This window comes from Pigmentiphaga sp. MLSB6-MA01, assembly GCF_058793475.1.
Window position 1 is genome coordinate 284892 of sequence record NZ_JBXAFV010000007.1, and the last position, 18087, is coordinate 302978.

Consider the following 18087-nt stretch of genomic DNA (forward strand, 5'->3'; position numbering starts at 1 on the left):
ACGGTTCGAGTCCGCCCATGCCATCATCGCTCACCGCCAACCGCTCCGGCCTCCTGGGCCGGGCCTTCGCCTGCGTGGCCCTGTCCCTGGCCACCCTGCTGCCGCCGGCCGCCCAGGCGGCGCCGGCGCAGGCCACCGTGCCCGCCGGGGTGCAGAAGGTCACCTCGGTCGAAGGCATCAACGAATACCGGCTGAACAACGGCCTGCGCATCCTGCTGGCGCCCGACCAGTCCAAGCCGACCACCACGGTCAACATGACCTATCTCGTGGGCTCGCGCCAGGAGAACTACGGCGAGACCGGCATGGCGCACCTGCTTGAGCACATGTTGTTCAAGGGCACCCCGACGATGCGCAACGCGCTGGCCGAGTTCTCGCGCCGCGGCCTGCAGGCCAACGGCAGCACCTGGACCGACCGCACGAACTATTTCGCCAGCTTCGCCGCCAACGAGGCCAACCTGGACTGGTACCTGGGCTGGCAGGCCGACGCCATGGTCAACTCGCTGATCGCGCGCAAGGACCTGGACTCGGAAATGACCGTGGTGCGCAACGAGATGGAAAGCGGCGAGAACAACCCGTTCCGCGTGCTGATGAGCAAGATGATGGCCACGGCCTACCAGTGGCACAACTACGGCAAGACCACGATAGGCGCGCGCTCGGACGTCGAGAACGTCGACATCGGCCGCCTGCAGGCCTTCTACCGCACCTACTACCAGCCGGACAACGCCGTGCTGATCGTCTCGGGCCAGTTCGACGAGGCCAAGACGCTGGCGGTCATCGCCCGCACCTTCGGCAAGATCCCCAGGCCCAAGCGCACCCTGCCGCGCCTGTACACCGAGGAACCGGTCCAGGACGGCGAACGCAGCGTCACGCTGCGCCGCTCCGGCGGCTCGCCCATGGTCGCGGCCATGTACCACACGCCGCAGGGCGGCGCGGCCGATTCCGCCGCCATGGAAATGCTGGCCGGCATCCTGGGCGACGCGCCCTCGGGCCGGCTGTACAAGGCGCTGGTGGAAACCAAGCTGGCCGCCTCGACCTTCGGCTTCACCTTCGGCATGTACGACCCCGGCATGGTCATGCTGGGCGCGCAGTTGCAGCCCGGCGCCAGCCTGGACGCCGCGCGCGACAAGATGCTGGAGACCATCGAGTCCATCAAGGCGCAGCCGGTCACCAGCGAAGAGCTGGAACGCGCGCGCACCCGCTGGCTCAAGGACTGGGACATGGCCTACAGCGACCCGCAGAAAGTGGGCGTGTCGCTGTCCGAAAGCATCGCCCAGGGCGACTGGCGCCTGTTCTTCGCGACCCGCGACCGCGTCCGCGACCTGAAGCTGGCCGACGTGCAGCGCGTGGCGGAAAGCTACCTGCTGCAATCGAACCGCACCCTCGGCACCTACATCCCGACCGACGGTCCCCAGCGGGCCCCCGCGCCGCAGCCCCTGGACCTGCAGGCCGAACTGAAGGGCTACAAGGGCGACACCGACTTCGTGCAGGCCGAGGCCTTCGACGCCACGCCGGCCAACATCGACGCCCGCACCCAGCGCAAGACGCTGGACCTGCCCAACGGGCCGGTCAAGCTGGCGCTGCTGCCCAAGTCGACGCGCGGCCACCTGGTCAACGCCCGGCTGGTGGTGCAGTTCGGCGATGCCGATACGCTGCGCGGCCAGCGCGACATCTCCCGCGCCGTGGGTGCCCTGCTCGACAACGGCACGGCCACGATGACGCGCCAGCAGATCGAGGACCGCTTCGACGCGCTGCGGGCGAACGTCGGTTTCGCCGGGGGCGGCACCAGCGCGGTGGTCGACATCTCGACCACCCGCGACAACCTGCCCGCCACGCTGGAGCTGGCGCTGGACGTGCTGCGCAATGCCAGCTTCCCCGAGGACCAGTTGGACGAATACCGCCGCCGCGGCCTGGCTTCGGTGGAAAGCGCCCGCCAGGAACCCACCGCTGTCGCGCAGCAGACCCTGGCGCGGTACGACAACCCGTGGCCGGCCGACGACCTGCGCTACACCCCCAGCTTCGACGAACAGGAAGCCGCCTACAAGGCGCTGACGCGCGACGCGCTGGTGCAGTTCCATGACCGCTTCTACGGCGCGGGCCGCGTGCGGCTGGCCGCCGTGGGCGACTTCGACCCGGCCGCTGTCGAGCAGTCCCTGACCAAGGGCCTGCAAGGATGGAAGCAGGCGCCGGCCTATACCCGCGTGAACGATCCGTACCATGCGGTGCCCGCCAAGCGCTTCGACGTCTCGCTGCCCGACAAGGCCAACGCCTTCTACCTGTCGACCCTGCCGATCAAGCTGCAGGACACCGATCCGGACTACCCCGCCGCCATGTTGGCGAACTACCTGCTGGGCAGCTCCGAAACCTCGCGGCTGTGGATGCGGGTGCGCGAACGCGAAGGCCTGTCGTACAACGTGCGCAGCCAGCTGTCGGCCTCGTCCTACGAGCCCTCGGGCCAGTGGACGATGTACGCCATCTACGCGCCCAGCAACCGGGCACGGCTGGAGACGGCCATCAAGGAGGAGTCCGAGCGCGTGCTGCGCGAAGGCTTCACCGCGGCGGAGGTCAAGGACGGCATCGATTCGCTGATGAACCTGCGCCACCTGGCCCGCGCGCAGGACCGGCGGCTGGTGGGAGCCTGGTCGGACTACCTGGACCTGGACCGCACCTTCGCCTTCGCGGCGGAATCCGACCGCAAGCTGAAGGCGCTGACCGCCCAGCAGGTCAACGCGGCGCTGCGCAAGTACTTCAAGCCCGAGGACTTCAGCACCGCGGTGGCAGGCACCTTCAAGCCGTAGTCCGCGTACCCTCGGGAGGCCCGTCGCCGTCGGGCCTCCCGGCCGCATGCCGCGGCCACAGCATCTTCACCACTTCCCGATCGCGACCATAGGCGAAACAGGAATCGATCTTCTCCCGCGCCCGCTCCTCGCCCATCAACAGGGGCGTGTCGCGCTGCAGCCCACGTATGCCCTGCAAGGCCGTGGTCGCCATCGGCACCAGCATTTCCATCAAGTGGGTACAGCTGGCCGCGCCGCGCAACCGGTCCTTGACCATGGCCGTCCAGCCCCGGGCGATGCGCTCGCCGACCAGCACGCGCAATGTGTCCGTCGCTTCCTTGCAGAGCGGCCAGGGCGTCGCATCCGACGCCGCCACGATGTCCCGGATCACATACGCGTCGTCCACCGTCAGGCGTATCCACAGGTCGTGGAGCGCTTCTCCCGCGGGCAGCGGGTCGTCCGAACTCATGAGCTGGAAGGGAAAGGGCTTGCGGTCGACCAGCCTGGCCTCCACGTCGTAAAGGCCGTCTTCCCTGGCGTAGGTCTGCATGTCGATGACGCGGTGGTGGACGGAGCGGCGGGCGGCGGGATCCGGTAGGGGCATGATGGCAGGCTTCCTGGCTGGCGTCGAAGCGGTCGGCGACGCGGCGGCGCGCCGCGAGCCCATGCCCGCGGCGCCCGCATGTGCGGACTATTGTAGAGGCACGGACCCGCGCGAACGGGCCGGCGGGCCAGCCAGGGCGCTAGCCCTCGGCCTCGGCCAGCACCGACGCCCGCTTGCGCCGGATGGCCGGCGCGAGCGCCAGCACGATCAGCAACGCCGTGGCGATCAGCAGCCCCAGCGAGATGGGCCGCGTCACGAATACCGAGAAATCGCCGCGCGCCACCATGAGCGTGCGCCGGAAGCTCGTCTCCATCATGGGGCCCAGCACGAAGCCCAGCAGCAGCGGCACCGGCGATATCGACAGCTTGCCGAACAGGTAGCCGGCCACGCCGAAGCCGGCGATCAGGAACACGTCCGCCACCGAGTTCTGGATCGAATAGACGCCAACGCAGCAGAACACCAGGATGGCCGGATACAGCAGGCGGTACGGCACCTTGAGCAGGCGCACCCATAGCCCGATCAGCGGCAGGTTCAGGACCACCAGGATCAGGTTGCCTATCCACATCGAGGCGATCAGGCCCCAGAACAGCGCGGGGTGGCTGGTCATGACCTGCGGCCCCGGCTGGATGTTGTGGATGGTCATCGCGCCCAGCATCAGCGCCATGACGGCACTGCCGGGAACCCCCAGGGTCAGCAGCGGGATGAAGTTGGTCTGCGCGGCGGCGTTGTTGGCGGCCTCGGGCGCGGCAACGCCTTCGATGGCGCCATGCCCCATTTCCGCCGACCGGGCCGACAGCTTCTTCTCCAGCGTGTAGGCCGAGAAGGCCGAGATGGTCACGCCCGCGCCCGGCAGGATGCCGAGCGCCGACCCGAGCGCGGTGCCCCGGACGATGGAAGGCGCCATCCGCCGGACATCCTCCCGGGTGGGCATCAGGCTGGCGATGGGCGCCACGGCCGTCGTCCCGGTGGTCTTCTGCATCTCCAGGTTCGCCACGATCTCGGCCACGCCGAACAGGCCCATGGCCAGGCAGGTGAACTCGATGCCTTCCATCAGTTGCGGGATCTCGAAGGCCAGCCGCACCGTACCGCTGTTCACGTCGGTCCCGACCAGGCCGAGGATGATGCCGATGGCGATCATGCCCAACGACACGTCCAGCGACTCGGAAGACAGCGCCACGGCGCCGACCAGCCCCAGCAGCATGAGCGAAAAATACTCCGCCGGCCCGAACTTGAACGCCATCTCGGCCAGCGGCGCGGCGAACGCGGCCAGCAGCAGCACGCCGACACAGCCGGCGAAGAAGGACGCGATGGCGGCGGTGGCGAGCGCCGGACCCGCCCGGCCCTGCGTGGCCATGGCATGGCCGTCGATCAGCGTGACGGCCGACGACGACTCGCCCGGCAGCTTCACCAGGATCGCGGTGGTCGACCCGCCGTACTGCGCGCCGTAGTAGATGCTGGCGAGCATGATGAGCGCCGACGTGGGCGGCAGCGCATAGGTGATGGGCAGCAGCATCGCGATGGTCGGCACCGGCCCCAGGCCGGGCAGGACGCCGATCAGGGTGCCCAGCAGGCAGCCCGTGAAGGCATAGGCGAGGTTCTGCCATGAAAGCGCGGTGGCGAAGCCCAGCGCCAGATGGTCCAGCAATTCCATACGACGCTCCTCAATCCAGGAAGGCGGGCCACAGGCTGAACGGCAGGCCCAACCCGTAGACGAACGCGCCGACGATCAGCACCACCATCACGGCCGCGTTGGCCAGCGCGCCGCGCCAGGTGAATTCATGGCTGGCGCGGCTGGCGACGACGACCAGCGTGGCGATCGCCAGCACCAGCCCCAGGGGCTTGAGCATGATGCCGAACAGCACCACCGATCCGGTCATCCAGGACAGCGACCGGAGATCCCAGCGCTCCAGTTTTTCGCGCGGCGCTGCCGCCGCATAGGCCCGCACGGTGATGGACAGGCCCAGCGCCGCGAGCAGGAGTCCGAGCCAGAACGGGAAATAGCCGGGCCCGATGCGCGCGGACGTGCCCATGGGATAGCCCGAGGCGAGCAGCGCCGTGCCGGCCCCGAGCAATAGGTACAGCAGGCCCGTGGCCAGCCTTTTTTCACTACGCGGATACATGGTCCCCTCTTGGTCTTGTCGGTCGGTGCCGCGGGCGCGATGGCCCGCGCCCCGGTTACTGCAAGGTGATGCGCGCGTCCTTGATGACCTTGGAATAGCGTTCCAGGTCCTGGCGGAGCGACTTGTCGAACTCGGCCGGCGTGCCGCCCGCGACGCCATACCCCATGCTCTCGACCTGCGCCTTGATGTCGGGCTGGCGCAGGATCTCCATCACGTCGCGGTTGATCTTCTCGACCACGGCCGGCGGCGTCTTGGCCGGCGCCAGGATGCCCTGCCAGGACTCGACGTCGAAGCCGGGCACGCCGGATTCCGCCACGGTGGGCACGTCAGGCAGCGCGGAGGAGCGATAGGACGTCGTGACGGCCAGCGGCACGAGGCGTCCGGCCTTGATGAACTCGGTGACGGCGGCCATGGTGATCATGGTGGCGTCGATGTGCCCGCCCATGACATCGACCGCGGCCGGACCGCCGCCGGGATACGGGATGTAGTTGACGTCGATGCCGGTCTGCGCCTGGATCATCTCGTGCGCGATATGGGCGATGCCGCCGCTGGTCGGCAGGCCGACCGTCACCTGCCCCGGGGACTTCTTCGCCAGTGCCAGGTATTGCTGGAAGGTCTTGACGCCCAGGGTGGGACGGACCACCAGGATCTGCGGATTGGCGATGGCCCGCACCACGCCGGAGAAGTCCTTGAGCGCGTAGGGCGGCTTCTTGAGCAGCGCGGTGTTCAGCACCACCGCGTCGCTGTGCAGCAGCAGCGTGTAGCCGTCCGGCGCGGCCTTGGCCACCTGCGCGGCCCCGATCGATCCGCCGGCCCCGGTGACGTTTTCCACCACCACGGCCTGTCCCCACTTCGCATTCAGCTTCTCCGCCAGCAGGCGGGCGATCTTGTCGGTGCTGCCGCCGGCGGATACCGGCACCACCATCCTGACCGTCTTGGCCGGAAACGCGCCCGCATCGGCCGCCCGCCCCGGTCCCGCCCAGGCCACGGCCACCGCGGCGGCCAGGACCAGGGCGGACGTCGACACCTTGCCGCCCCGCTTCGTATTCTTGATCTTCATGCTTTCCTCCTCAGGTTTCATGGCGAGATGCGATATGCGCCCCGCTCTCTTGCGTCGAGTTGTCCGATCAGGCCGGTTTCCCAGGCGAGATAACGCCGGGCGGCTTCCTTGTTGCCGTCGTGCCGGTCGTGGACGAAAAAAAGAAAATCGATGCAGTCGGCGTCGGGCGGCGTGTCCGGCGTGGACGCGACGTCCAGCCCCGCGGCCCGCCACTGGGCAACGGACGCGACCAACGCACGCGCGCCGGCGCGGACCTCGTCCGGCAGCTCGCCCGCGGCCAGCGCGGCCAGCTCGGCGCTGGCGGCCACGAACACCAGCCCACCCGCCTGCGCCTGGCCCGCCATGCGCGGACGGATGACCCAGCGCGCGCCCACGATATGCGCCTGGCGGTAGGCCATGCTGGGACGGACATCCAGGATCTGCACGTCGCCCGAGGCCAGCAGCCCGGCCACCTCCTCGGGGCTGACCAGCGGCAGGCCGGGCACGGCGGTGGCCGGCACCGGCGGCGGCAGTCCTGCGCGCGCGCCGGCCCATTCCTGCGCGGGCAGCACATGGACGTCATGCCCCATCTGCGCCAGCCAGCTCGCCACCACCCGCGCGCGGATGCCGTCGTCGTCCGTCACCACCAGCCGGGCGCCCTTGACCCCCACGTACAGATCCGTGCCCTGCAGGAGCTGTCCACCCGGCGCGTGCTGTGCCCCGGGCAGCGAGCCCGCGGCGAACTCCTCGCCGGTGCGCACGTCCAGCAGGAACGTGCTGCGGTCCGCCTGGCGCATCCACCCGGCCAGCGTCGCGGCATCGACGTCGGCGACACCGTGCCGGCCCGCCAGTTCGCGCGCCTGGTCCCGCCGCGCCTGCAATGCCGGCTCGGCCGCCGCCACCTGCGGATAGCGCCTGTCGTTGCCATGCTCCAGCGCCAGGTCGTTCAGGTACCAGCCCTGCGTGCCGTTCTCCAGCGCGTAGACGGGATTCGGGATGCCCATGTTGATCAGGGTCTGCGCGCCGATGATGCTGCGGGTACGGCCGGCGCAATTGACCACGACGGGCGTGGTCTCGTCCGGCACCAGCGCGTGGATGCGCAGCGCCAGCTCACCGTTGGGGCAGCAGACCGCGCCCGGAATGTTCATCTTGCGGAACTCGTCCAGCGGACGGCCGTCCAGCACCACCACCGCTTCCCCGCGCGCCTGCATGGCGGCCAGTTCCGGCGCCTGGAGACGAGGCGTGTGGTAGGCATGCTCCACCAGCTCGCCGAAGGTCTTGGACGGCAGGTGCACGCCCTGGAACATCCCGTAGCCCTCGTCCTTCCAGGCGGCCGCGCCCCCCCGCAGCACGTGCGCGTGGCGGTAGCCCAGCGCCTCCAGCCTCGCCGCCGCGCGTTCAGCCACGCCATCGCCATCGTCCAGCAGCACGATGGGAACGGTCTTGCGCGGCACCAGGCGCTCGGCGTCCAGCTCCAGCCTGCTGTAGGGGACCGACACGACGTAGAAAGGATGCGCTTCGCCGTACTGCCCATGCTCTCGCACGTCCAGGAAGGCGATCTCGCCGCCTTCGTCCAGCCATTGTTTCGCTTGCCCTGCGGTGATGGTTTTGCTCATGGGAGATATCTGTGGATAAGACCGGCCGCTACGGCGTCCGGCCTGGGATGACATCGATAAAACTATCGTTGAAACTTATAATTTCATTGGCCGATCCACAGTCTATTTAGCAGAACCTCCCAGCACAATTTAGAAATCGACCCTCAAAATATAAGCATCTCTTATATGAAGAACTTCGACCTGACACAGCTGCGCACGCTGGTGGCGATCGCGGAGCACGAGACCTACGTCGCGGCCGCCGAAAAGACGCACCGCACGCAGGCGGCGCTGACCCAGCAGATGCAGCGCCTGGAAGCCCAGGCGGGCGTCCCGCTGTTCGAGAAGGCGGGCCGCTACCGGCGCCTCACGGCGCACGGGCGCAGGCTGCTGGACTACGCCAAGCACATGATCGCCATCAACGACGAAGCCTGGCGGGCCCTGAAAGACCGGGAACTGACAGGTTCGCTGCGCGTGGGCTCGCCGCAGGACGTGGCGGACAGCATCCTGCCGCCACTGCTGGCGAACATCGCGCGCCTTTCCCCCAGGCTGCAAATGGAGATCCACGTGGGCCGCAGCCCGTTCCTGATGGAGTCGCTGCGGGTGGGCGAACTGGACCTGACGGTCTCGACGCGCGAGGACCCCGCGCTGGAAGGCATGGTGCTGCGCACCTCGCCCACGGTCTGGCTATGCGCCGCGGACTACGTCTTCGAACCCGGCAAGCCGGTGCCGCTGATCATCGCGGACGAGCACAGCCTGTATCGGCGCCTCGCACTCACCGCGCTCGATACGGCCCGGATGTCGTGGCGCACGGCCTACCTCGCGCCGCACATGATAGGGATCAAGGCGGCGATACGGGCGGGCCTGGGCATCACCGCCCGCTCGGTGGAACTACTCGGGCCCGACATGCGGGTACTGAGCGAGAAAGACGGCCTGCCCCGGCTGCCCGACGTGAGCTACTACCTCTGGATGCGTCCGGATTCGCTGAACCCGGTGCTGCGCCAGGTCTACGACGGGTTGAAGTCGACCTTGCGGCCGCTGGACCTGCGCGGCGGAAGCGGCGCCTAGAGAATGTCCATGCCCGCGAGTTCGCCACGCGCGATTTCCACGAAGGCTTCGGCGGCCGGCGAAAGGCTTCGTCCCCGTTTGTGCACCAGCGAAAAATCCATGGGCACCCGCGGGCCGACCAGCCGGCAGCGCGTCAGATTCTCGTAGTGCATGCGCCCCGCCAGCGCCGACGCCCAGATCGAAACGCCCAGCCCGCTGGCCGCCATCCAGAATGCCGAGGACAGGAAGTTGACCTCGTGCACGACGTTGAGCGCGATGCCGGCACTGGCCGCGGCCGCCTCCATCCGGCCGCGCATGCCATAGGCCAGCCCCTGCCGCACGGCGATGACCGGCTCCTTGGCGAGTTCACGCCAACGCACCTGGCGGCGGCCCGCCAACGGATGGTCCGTCGCGCATACCAGGCACAGATGATCGCGCAGCAGCAACCGGGATACCAACAAGGCGTCCTCGCGCTCCGGCGTACCGATGCCGAAATCCACGGGCTCGGACGATACCCTGGCCAGGAACTGATCCGGCGCACAATCGTCAAGCACCAGTTGCACGCCGGGATAGGCGTCACGAAACCGCCGCACCACGCCCGGCATCAGGACGCTGCCCACGGTGGCGGTGACGGCGACGTGGACGCGGCCGATGCGGCGGTCGCCCAGGTCCTCCATCCGCGTACCGAGCCACGCCACGTCGCCCAGTATGCGCTCGGCCCTCTCGATGATTTCCTGGGCGGCCTGGGTCGGCACCAGCGAGCGCGAGGTGCGGTCGAACAACCGCAGGTTCAACGTGGATTCCATCTGCCTGAGCATGGTACTGACGGCCGACTCGGTCACGGAAAGGCGGCTTGCGGCGGTCGCGAGCTTGCCCAGGCGGTAGACGGCGACGAAAGCCCGCAGTTGCCGCAGGCTCAACTGGGTCTCGATGCTCATTCAGATTTTTCTCAAGTTTCGAACAGAATGTTTTGATTGGCTTTGGCACGGCCAGGCGATTCAATGTGCGCAGAGCGGCGAGGCGGAAATACTCTACCCCAAGCGCGGCCTCCGTGCCTCTCCATATTGAACACGTTCAGGAATTCATGCAGACCGATCTTTCCACCCCTTCCCGCCCCGGGCCGCGCACCGAAGAATGGCAGATGCGCGTGGACCTGGCCGCCTGTTACCGGCTCCATGCCCACTACGGGTGGACCGATCTCATCTATACGCATATCTCGGCGCGCGTACCGGGTGCCGAGGAACACTTTCTGCTCAACCCCTTCGGCCTGATGTTCGATGAGGTCCGCGCTTCCAACCTCGTCAAGATCGACATCGACGGCAACGTCGTGGAACCCACGCGGCATCCCATCCATCGTGCCGGGTTCGTCATCCACAGCGCGGTCCATGCCGCGCGCCCGGATGCGCGCTGCGTCATCCACGCCCATACCCGGGCCGGCATGGCCGTATCGGCGATGAAGTGCGGGCTCCTGCCGCTGACCCAGCACGCCATGCTGTTCCACGGCAAGGTCGCCTACCACGACAGCGAGGGGCTGGCCAACCAGCTATCCGAACGCGAACGCCTGACCGCCGACCTGGGCGACAAGCCGGTCATGATATTGCGCAACCACGGCACGCTGGTGGCCGGCGCAAGCATCGGCCAGGCCTTCGCGATGATGTGGCATCTGGAAATGGCGATGCAGGCCCAGGTCGATGCCCTGGCCAGCGGCCAGGAACTGACCCTTCCCGAGGCCGCCCTGGCCGACAGGATTTCCTCGGCCGGCTTCCGTCCCCCCGGCACGGTGCGCTCGGATGGAACCGTCAGCCCCCTGGGCAATCTCGAATGGCCCGCGCTTTTGCGCATGCTGGACCGCAAGGATCCGTCCTATCGCACTTGACCCGCCACCGGCGCGAGCCGGCCCCATGACAAAACGCAGCGCGGCAAACGCCGCGCGCAAGGAGACAGGCATGTTCCATCGTTGCCGCAATCTGTTCGCCGGCATGGCCGCCGCGCTGGCCCTGGCGGCCGGGCCCGCCCACGCTTATCCCGACAAGCCGATACGCATCATCATTCCTTACGCGCCGGGAGGCGGCGCGGATGGCTTGTCGCGCCTGCTCGCCCAGCGCTTGGAAAAAACCCTGGGCCAGGCCGTGCTGGTCGAATCGCGCGCCGGCGGCAACACCGTGATTGCCGCGCAGGCAGTCGCGCGGGCCGCCCCCGATGGCTACACGCTGCTGATGACCGGCGGATCGACCATGTCCCTGATCCCGCTTACCAGCAAGCAGGTACCCTACGATGTTCGGGCCGACTTCGCCCCCATCAGCATGCTGTCCAAGGGCCCGTACCTGCTGTGCGTATCGGCCGAACTCGGCGCCAGTACGCTGGACGAGGTGCTCGCGATGGCGCGGGCCAGGCCGGGCGCGCTGTCGTATGCATCCAATGCCATCGGCGGCTCCGCCCATCTCGGCATGGAACTGCTCGCCCAGCGGGCCGACGTGAAACTCAACCACGTGCCCTACAAGGGCTTCGCGCCCGCCATCGCCGACGTGGTGTCGGGACGCACGCCGCTGGCCATGCTGGACCAGGCCGCGCTGGGTGGATTCGGCAAGTCGGGCCGCATCAAGGTGCTGGCCGCCACGTCGCTGCAACGTTCCAGCATGTACCCGGACGTGCCGACCCTGGCCGAACTGGGCTTCCCCGGCTATGAGCTGGAGACCTGGTTCGCGCTCTACGCCCCCGCGCGCACGCCGAACGCGATCATCGAAAAACTCGGCGGCGAGATCCGGACGTGGCTGGCAACGCCGGAAGCCCGGCAGGCGCTGGCCGCGCTCGGCCAGGAAGCCGCGCCGTCCACCGCCGACGCCGTGCGCGCCCGCATAGAAAGCGAACAGCGATCCTACGGGCCGTTGATCTCGGCAGCGAAGATCAGCACGGACTGACACCATGCGGGCGACCTCGGCGCTTGGGAAAGACTTCCGGCTGCTCATCGTCAATGCCGATGGCGAGCACTATGCGCAAGAACTGGCGCGCAGCCTGCCCGATCTGGCTTTCGACTGGATCCGTCCGGACCAGCCGCTGACGGACTCGGCGCGGCAGGCCACCGCGCTGGCGTGTTTCGCGAGCGCGTTGAACGACGGCTTGCTGCGTGCCCTGCCCCGGCTGGAGTGGCTTCAAGCCTTGTCCTCCGGGGTCGATGGCATCGCCGACCACCCCGACCTGTCGCCGGACGTGGCATTGACGTCGGCGCACGGCATCCATGGCCCCGCGGTCTCGGAAATGGCGTTGACGATGATGCTCGCGCTGGCGCGCGATCTCCCGGCCATCCTGGCGGACCAACGCGCGCGCCACTGGCGGCGCCGGCGCCAGCCCCTGCTGCACGGCAAGACGCTTGCCGTGCTGGGGACGGGCCTGATCGCCAGTGAACTGGCAACCCGATGCCAGGCACTCGGCATGCGCACGCTGGCGGTCTCGTCCAGCCCTCGGCCGGTGGCGGGCTTCGATCAGGTGCATGGGCGCGGCATGCTGCGCGACGTGGCCGCGCGGGCGGATTTCCTGGTATTGCTTGCTCCCCTGACGCCATCGACCCAGGGGCTGGTGGATGCCGCCGTGCTGGCGGCGATGAAGCCCAGCGCCTGCCTCATCAACCTGGCGCGCGCGGGTCTGTGCGATACCACGGCGCTCGTGGACGCTTTGCACAGCGACCGGCTGGCCGGCGCCGCGCTGGACGTGTTCGAACGCGAACCGTTGCCTGAAGACGACCCGCTGTGGTCGGTGCCGAAGCTGCTGATCACGCCGCACATCGGCGGCGAATCGGACCGTTATGCCGATCAGGTGTTGCCACTCGTCGCACACAACGTGCGCGCGTGGGCCAGCGGCGACCTGGCCAGCCTGCGCAACCGGGTGCGGTGAAGCACCCGATGCGCGGCGCCCGATAGCCGAACGCCGGCGGCTTTTCTATCGTCGCCTTGACCAGCACGGCGAACGTGGTTCGCTATATGGCCAATCGGGCGGGAAATCAGTGGGCAATATCGGCCGCCTCGCCCGACCCGCCCGGCTTGCCATCCGCACCGTAGGAAATGATCTCTATTTCGCCCTGGTTGCCCGGGAAGCGATATACATATGCATTGCCCCAGGGATCCGTGGGTACGTGCCTGCCCAGATACGGCCCGTTCCATTCATCGCTGGTGCCGGGGTCGACAAGCAGCACGTCCAGCCCTTCTTCCGTACTCGGGTAGCGCCCGACATCCAGGCGATAGGCCTCCAGTGCTCGCGCGAATGCATCGATCTGGCTCTTGGCGAGAGTGGCCTTGGCCTTGGACTTGCCCAGCTCGGGAAAGTATCTGGGCGCCGCATAGACTGCCAGCAATCCAATGATGACAACGGCGACCAGCAGCTCCAGCAAGGTGAACCCCCGCGGCCCTGTGCGATCGGGAAAAACAGGGGATGAATGGCAAGGCATGGATAGTTGTGGCGTTGCTATGGCCAGCCGGCGATAGGACCCATTGGTCGAGACAACCTGTCTGGAGGTTGCGTGAATACCTCGATGCAATAACGAGGCGAACTCCGCCCCTTCTCCGTCAGCCCGCCGAATGTATCGACAGACAATACATTGTTTCAATACTTGAATTGATTACATCATAGGCATCCAAGCCACGTCAAGAACGCCGCTTGGCCAGGGACGGCACGGGAACGCCGGCCGGCATCCTCCCCTCCACAATGAACAAAGCCTCCCTTTTACAGGAGGCTTGGTCTACAGCCGACGGGCGCCTGGTGGGGCCCGCCCTTGCCCGCTCGGCGGGCGCGTGATCAGCTGAAGAATTCCTTCACCCGATCCGTCCACGACTTGCTCTGCGGCGAATGCTTGTCGCCGCCTTCGCTCAGCGAAGCCTCGAAGTCGCGCAGCATCTGCCTCTGCCTGTCGTTCAGGCGCACCGGGGTCTCGAGCACGACATGGCAATAGAGATCGCCCGGATAGCTGGAGCGCACGCCGCGTATGCCCTTGCCGCGCAGGCGGAAGACCTTGCCTGACTGCGTGCCTTCGGGGATGCTGATCTCGCCGCGGCCGCCCAGCGTGGGCACTTCCAGGTCGCCGCCCAGCGCCGCGGTGGTGAAGGGGATGGTCAGTTCGCAGTGCAGGTCGTCGCCGTCGCGCTGGAAGATGCCGTGCTGCTTGATGTGGATCTCGACGTAGAGGTCGCCCGAGGGGCCGCCGTTGACGCCGGGCTCGCCGTTGCCGGACGAGCGGATGCGCATGCCGTCGTCGATGCCGGCGGGAATCTTGACCTGCAGGGTCTTGTTGCGGCGGACCTTGCCGACGCCGTCGCAGGCCGTGCAAGGATCGGGAATGACCTTGCCGGTGCCGTGGCAGGTCGGGCAGGTCTGCTGGACGCTGAAGAAGCCCTGTTGCATGCGCACCGCGCCGGTGCCGCCGCAGGTGTGGCAGCCCTTGGGCTGGGTGCCGGGCTTGGCGCCGGAGCCGTGGCAGGTGTCGCAGTTGTCCCAGCTGGGCACGCGGATCTCGGTGTCGAAGCCGGTGGCGGCCTGCTCCAGCGTGATCTCCATGCTGTATTTCAGGTCGGCGCCACGGTACATCTGGGCGCCGCCGCGCTGGCGGCCACCGCCGAAGATCTCGCCGAAGATGTCGCCGAACGCGTCGGCGAAGCCCCCTGCCCCGCCACCCATGCCGCCCGCGGCGGATGCGTCGACGCCGGCATGGCCGTAGCGGTCGTAGGCGTCGCGTTTTTCGGCTTCGCAGAGGATTTCGTAGGCGTACTTGACCTCTTTGAATTTCTCTTCCGCTTCCTTGGAGTCGGGGTTGCGGTCGGGGTGGTATTTCATGGCCAGCTTACGGTAGGCCTTCTTGATTTCTTCCTCGGTGGCGGTGCGGGCAACGCCGAGGACTTCGTACAGATCGCGTTTGGTGGACATGGTTCTTTCTTCGGTGGCCTGTTTTCAGGAGGCCGGCAATATCTCTGGTGAATAGCGGTCGTGTGCTATTGACGGGTTTGGGTAGGCCCCCTGGCTTCGTGGGGCAGCCAGGAGGCCTACCCAAACCCTGCACCGGTGGCGGCGGGAGGCCGGCGGCGCAGTCAAAACGAAAAGCGGAGCGGCCCACATTGTAGGCCGCTCCGCGGCTACTGCTTACTTGTCGTCGCGCTTGACTTCCTTGAAGTCGGCGTCGACCACGTTGTCGTCGGCCTTGGCGCCGCCGGCGTCACCGCCGGGAGCCGCGCCCGCCGCGCCGGCGGCCTGGGCCTGGGCCTGGGCTTGCATGTCGGCGTACATCTTTTCGCCGAGCTTCTGCGAAGCCTTGGACAGGGCCTCGACCTTGGCGTCGATGGTTTCCTTGTCGCCTTCCTTCAGGACGTCCTCGAGGTCCTTGATGGCGGCCTCGATGGATTCCTTCTCGGACGCCTCGAGCTTGTCGCCGTATTCTTCCAGCGACTTGCGGGTGGCGTGGACCAGGGCGTCGGCCTGGTTGCGCGACTGCGCCAGTTCGGCCACGCGCTTGTCCTCGTCGGCGTTGGCCTCGGCGTCACGGACCATGCGTTCGACTTCGGCCTCGGTCAGGCCGGAGTTGGCCTTGATCGTGATCTTGTTTTCCTTGCCGGTGCCCTTGTCCTTGGCGGACACGTGCAGGATGCCGTTGGCGTCGATGTCGAAGGTGACCTCGATCTGCGGCGTGCCGCGCGGCGAGGGCGGGATGCCTTCGAGGTTGAATTCGCCCAGGCCCTTGTTGCCCGCGGCGATTTCACGCTCGCCCTGGAACACCTTGATGGTCACGGCCGGCTGGTTGTCGTCGGCGGTGGAGAACACCTGCGAGAACTTGGTCGGGATCGTGGTGTTCTTCTTGATCATCTTGGTCATGACGCCGCCCAGGGTTTCGATGCCCAGGGACAGGGGGGTCACGTCCAGCAACAGCACGTCCTTGCGGTCGCCCGACAGCACGGAGCCCTGGATGGCGGCGCCCGCGGCGACGGCTTCGTCGGGGTTCACGTCCTTGCGCGGATCCTTGCCGAAGAACTCCTTGACCTTCTCCTGCACCTTGGGCATGCGCGTCATGCCGCCGACCAGGATCACGTCGTCGATGTCCGAGACCTTGACGCCGGCATCCTTGATGGCCGTGCGGCAGGGCTCGATCGTGCGGTTGATCAGGTCTTCGACCAGCGCTTCCAGCTTGGCGCGGGTGATCTTCAGGTTCAGGTGCTTGGGACCGGAGGCATCGGCCGTGATGTACGGCAGGTTGATCTCGGTCTGCGTGGCCGACGACAGTTCGATCTTGGCCTTTTCAGCGGCTTCCTTCAGGCGCTGCAGGGCCAGGACGTCCTTGGACAGGTCCACGCCCTGTTCCTTCTTGAACTCGCCGATGATGTAGTTGATCAGCACCTGGTCGAAGTCTTCGCCGCCCAGGAAGGTGTCGCCGTTGGTGGACAGCACCTCGAACTGCTTCTCGCCGTCGACGTCGGCGATCTCGATGATGGACACGTCGAACGTGCCGCCACCCAGGTCATACACGGCGATCTTGCGGTCGCCCTTTTCCGACTTGTCCAGGCCGAACGCCAGCGCGGCCGCGGTGGGTTCGTTGATGATGCGCTTGACGTCCAGGCCGGCGATGCGGCCGGCGTCCTTGGTGGCCTGGCGCTGGCTGTCGTTGAAGTAGGCCGGCACCGTGATCACGGCTTCGGTCACTTCTTCGCCCAGGTAGTCCTCGGCGGTCTTCTTCATCTTGCGCAGCACTTCGGCCGACACCTGCGGGGGCGCCAGCTTCTTGTCGCGCACCTGCACCCAGGCGTCGCCGTTGTCGGCCTTGACGATGCTGTAGGGCATCAGGTCGATGTCCTTCTGCACGGCCTTTTCGTCGAACTTGCGACCGATCAGGCGCTTGACGGCGTACAGGGTGTTCCTGGGGTTGGTGACCGCCTGGCGCTTGGCCGGCGCGCCGACCAGGATCTCGCCGTCTTCCATGTAGGCGACGATCGAGGGGGTGGTGCGGGCGCCTTCGGCGTTTTCGATGATCTTGACCTGCGGGCCTTCCATCACTGCGACGCAGCTATTGGTGGTGCCCAGGTCGATGCCTATGATTTTGCCCATAATCCTTGTTCCTGAAAAAAATCAGAAAAAATTCTCTTGATCAATAAATAGGTGGAGATTTCGTTATTTCAATGCCCGCGATAGCTTCTTTCGATCGCGGCGGGCCTTATTTGGCGGCCGCGACCGTCACCAGTGCCGGACGCAATACTCGATCGACGATCAGGTAGCCCTTCTGCAGGGTTTGCAGGACCGTATTGGCCGGCTCGTCCGACGGAACCGACGCGATAGCCTGATGGTGGTGCGGATTGAATTTGTCCCCGGGAACCGGGGCGATCTCGACCAGCTTGCTGCGCTCGAAGGCGCCAACGAGCTGCTTGAGGGTGACATCCACGCCTTCGCGCAAGGTGTCGATGGACTGGTTTTCCTGGGCCAGGGCGGCCTCCAGGCTGTCCTTGACCGGCAACAGGTTTTCCGCGAATGCTTCGATACCGAATTTCTGCGCCTTGGAGACTTCCTCCTGGGCGCGCCGGCGGACATTATCCGCCTCGGCGCGGGCGCGCAGCATGGCGTCGTAATTGTCCTTGGATTCAGCCTGGACCGCGGCCAGCTGGGCCTGCAGCGCAACGATGGGATCCTCGCCTCCCGTGGCTTCGAACGATTCCGCCGCCGGGGACGGGTTCACGTTTTCGGGATCCAGATTGGGTTGGTCGCCAGGCTTGTGCTCAGCCGACATTGATGCCTCCATGAAAAACCAAAATAAATCAGCAACTTGCTGGAACTCTATGCGCGAGATGGGGATGAAACCTGCGGTTTCAAGTATATCTCCCCCCTACGCGCTGACGCGCGCCCCCCAGGGGGCGATGCGGGTGGACCGGCGGAGCCGGATCCACCGCATCCTGGG

15 protein-coding genes are annotated in these 18087 nt (G+C 67.0%); 5 read left to right on the plus strand and 10 right to left on the minus strand.

Annotated features, from left to right (window positions below):
- Positions 1-17 precede the first annotated feature (17 nt).
- Entirely contained in the window at positions 18-2795 is a 2778-nt protein-coding gene (locus AC1Q6E_RS14135) for a M16 family metallopeptidase (RefSeq protein ID WP_296556297.1), read from the plus strand.
- Here AC1Q6E_RS14135 and AC1Q6E_RS14140 read toward each other — a convergent pair.
- The 5 genes from AC1Q6E_RS14140 to AC1Q6E_RS14160 all read right to left on the minus strand — a co-directional run bounded on the left by AC1Q6E_RS14140 (position 2785) and on the right by AC1Q6E_RS14160 (position 8153).
- Positions 2785-3378: a DUF2889 domain-containing protein gene (locus AC1Q6E_RS14140; protein WP_296556298.1), complete on the minus strand. Its 594-nt coding sequence runs from the start codon at positions 3376-3378 to the stop codon at positions 2785-2787. The two genes, AC1Q6E_RS14135 and AC1Q6E_RS14140, sit on opposite strands and share 11 nt — an antisense overlap.
- A 139-nt stretch (positions 3379-3517) precedes the next feature.
- Positions 3518-5029 (minus strand): tripartite tricarboxylate transporter permease, encoded by a 1512-nt coding sequence (locus AC1Q6E_RS14145; RefSeq protein WP_152798834.1) that lies wholly within the window; start codon positions 5027-5029, stop codon positions 3518-3520.
- Positions 5030-5039: 10 nt separating this feature from the next.
- Entirely contained in the window at positions 5040-5498 is a 459-nt protein-coding gene (locus AC1Q6E_RS14150) for a tripartite tricarboxylate transporter TctB family protein (RefSeq protein WP_152798836.1), read from the minus strand.
- Between the two features lie 55 nt (positions 5499-5553).
- On the minus strand, positions 5554-6558 hold the full coding sequence (locus AC1Q6E_RS14155; RefSeq protein WP_492572967.1) for a Bug family tripartite tricarboxylate transporter substrate binding protein: 1005 nt from the start codon (positions 6556-6558) through the stop codon (positions 5554-5556).
- A gap of 17 nt (positions 6559-6575) precedes the next feature.
- On the minus strand, positions 6576-8153 hold the full coding sequence (locus tag AC1Q6E_RS14160) for a rhodanese-like domain-containing protein (RefSeq protein ID WP_296556302.1): 1578 nt from the start codon (positions 8151-8153) through the stop codon (positions 6576-6578).
- Positions 8154-8318: 165 nt separating this feature from the next.
- Here AC1Q6E_RS14160 and AC1Q6E_RS14165 point away from each other — a divergent pair, with 165 nt between their 5' ends.
- Positions 8319-9197: a LysR substrate-binding domain-containing protein gene (locus AC1Q6E_RS14165; RefSeq protein ID WP_152798842.1), complete on the plus strand. Its 879-nt coding sequence runs from the start codon at positions 8319-8321 to the stop codon at positions 9195-9197.
- Here the strand turns inward: AC1Q6E_RS14165 and AC1Q6E_RS14170 are convergent.
- Positions 9194-10114, minus strand: a complete 921-nt coding sequence (locus AC1Q6E_RS14170; protein WP_152798844.1) for a LysR family transcriptional regulator — start codon at positions 10112-10114, stop codon at positions 9194-9196. The genes AC1Q6E_RS14165 and AC1Q6E_RS14170 overlap by 4 nt on opposite strands.
- Positions 10115-10260: 146 nt before the next feature.
- Between AC1Q6E_RS14170 and AC1Q6E_RS14175 the strand changes: the two genes are divergently transcribed.
- The 3 genes from AC1Q6E_RS14175 to AC1Q6E_RS14185 all read left to right on the plus strand — a co-directional run bounded on the left by AC1Q6E_RS14175 (position 10261) and on the right by AC1Q6E_RS14185 (position 13064).
- A complete protein-coding gene (locus tag AC1Q6E_RS14175) occupies positions 10261-11052 on the plus strand; it encodes a class II aldolase/adducin family protein (protein ID WP_152798846.1) in 792 nt (263 codons plus the stop codon).
- 70 nt (positions 11053-11122) lie between these two features.
- Positions 11123-12094 (plus strand): Bug family tripartite tricarboxylate transporter substrate binding protein, encoded by a 972-nt coding sequence (locus AC1Q6E_RS14180; RefSeq protein ID WP_296554568.1) that lies wholly within the window; start codon positions 11123-11125, stop codon positions 12092-12094.
- Positions 12095-12098: 4 nt separating this feature from the next.
- A complete protein-coding gene (locus AC1Q6E_RS14185) occupies positions 12099-13064 on the plus strand; it encodes a D-2-hydroxyacid dehydrogenase (RefSeq protein WP_492572968.1) in 966 nt (321 codons plus the stop codon).
- 106 nt (positions 13065-13170) lie between these two features.
- On the opposite strand, the gene gspG is transcribed toward AC1Q6E_RS14185, so the two are convergent.
- The 4 genes from gspG to grpE all read right to left on the minus strand — a co-directional run bounded on the left by gspG (position 13171) and on the right by grpE (position 17919).
- Positions 13171-13614, minus strand: a complete 444-nt coding sequence (gspG, locus tag AC1Q6E_RS14190; protein WP_492572969.1) for a type II secretion system major pseudopilin GspG — start codon at positions 13612-13614, stop codon at positions 13171-13173.
- Positions 13615-13961: 347 nt separating this feature from the next.
- Entirely contained in the window at positions 13962-15083 is a 1122-nt protein-coding gene (gene dnaJ, locus AC1Q6E_RS14195; RefSeq protein ID WP_152798853.1) for a molecular chaperone DnaJ, read from the minus strand.
- Between the two features lie 213 nt (positions 15084-15296).
- Entirely contained in the window at positions 15297-17246 is a 1950-nt protein-coding gene (dnaK, locus tag AC1Q6E_RS14200; RefSeq protein WP_492572970.1) for a molecular chaperone DnaK, read from the minus strand.
- A 106-nt stretch (positions 17247-17352) separates the two neighbouring features.
- The gene (gene grpE / locus AC1Q6E_RS14205) at positions 17353-17919 is read right to left on the minus strand and encodes a nucleotide exchange factor GrpE (RefSeq protein ID WP_152798857.1); all 567 of its coding nucleotides are present in this window, start codon (positions 17917-17919) and stop codon (positions 17353-17355) included.
- Between the last annotated feature and the right edge of the window lie 168 nt (positions 17920-18087).

Coding starts and splice junctions, on each gene's coding strand:
- AC1Q6E_RS14135 (WP_296556297.1), top strand. CDS start 18: ATGCCATCATCGCTCACCGCCAACCGCTCCGGCCTCCTGGGCCGGGCC.
- AC1Q6E_RS14140 (WP_296556298.1), bottom strand. CDS start 3,378: ATGCCCCTACCGGATCCCGCCGCCCGCCGCTCCGTCCACCACCGCGTC.
- AC1Q6E_RS14145 (WP_152798834.1), bottom strand. CDS start 5,029: ATGGAATTGCTGGACCATCTGGCGCTGGGCTTCGCCACCGCGCTTTCA.
- AC1Q6E_RS14150 (WP_152798836.1), bottom strand. CDS start 5,498: ATGTATCCGCGTAGTGAAAAAAGGCTGGCCACGGGCCTGCTGTACCTA.
- AC1Q6E_RS14155 (WP_492572967.1), bottom strand. CDS start 6,558: ATGAAGATCAAGAATACGAAGCGGGGCGGCAAGGTGTCGACGTCCGCC.
- AC1Q6E_RS14160 (WP_296556302.1), bottom strand. CDS start 8,153: ATGAGCAAAACCATCACCGCAGGGCAAGCGAAACAATGGCTGGACGAA.
- AC1Q6E_RS14165 (WP_152798842.1), top strand. CDS start 8,319: ATGAAGAACTTCGACCTGACACAGCTGCGCACGCTGGTGGCGATCGCG.
- AC1Q6E_RS14170 (WP_152798844.1), bottom strand. CDS start 10,114: ATGAGCATCGAGACCCAGTTGAGCCTGCGGCAACTGCGGGCTTTCGTC.
- AC1Q6E_RS14175 (WP_152798846.1), top strand. CDS start 10,261: ATGCAGACCGATCTTTCCACCCCTTCCCGCCCCGGGCCGCGCACCGAA.
- AC1Q6E_RS14180 (WP_296554568.1), top strand. CDS start 11,123: ATGTTCCATCGTTGCCGCAATCTGTTCGCCGGCATGGCCGCCGCGCTG.
- AC1Q6E_RS14185 (WP_492572968.1), top strand. CDS start 12,099: ATGCGGGCGACCTCGGCGCTTGGGAAAGACTTCCGGCTGCTCATCGTC.
- gspG (WP_492572969.1), bottom strand. CDS start 13,614: ATGCCTTGCCATTCATCCCCTGTTTTTCCCGATCGCACAGGGCCGCGG.
- dnaJ (WP_152798853.1), bottom strand. CDS start 15,083: ATGTCCACCAAACGCGATCTGTACGAAGTCCTCGGCGTTGCCCGCACC.
- dnaK (WP_492572970.1), bottom strand. CDS start 17,246: ATGGGCAAAATCATAGGCATCGACCTGGGCACCACCAATAGCTGCGTC.
- grpE (WP_152798857.1), bottom strand. CDS start 17,919: ATGTCGGCTGAGCACAAGCCTGGCGACCAACCCAATCTGGATCCCGAA.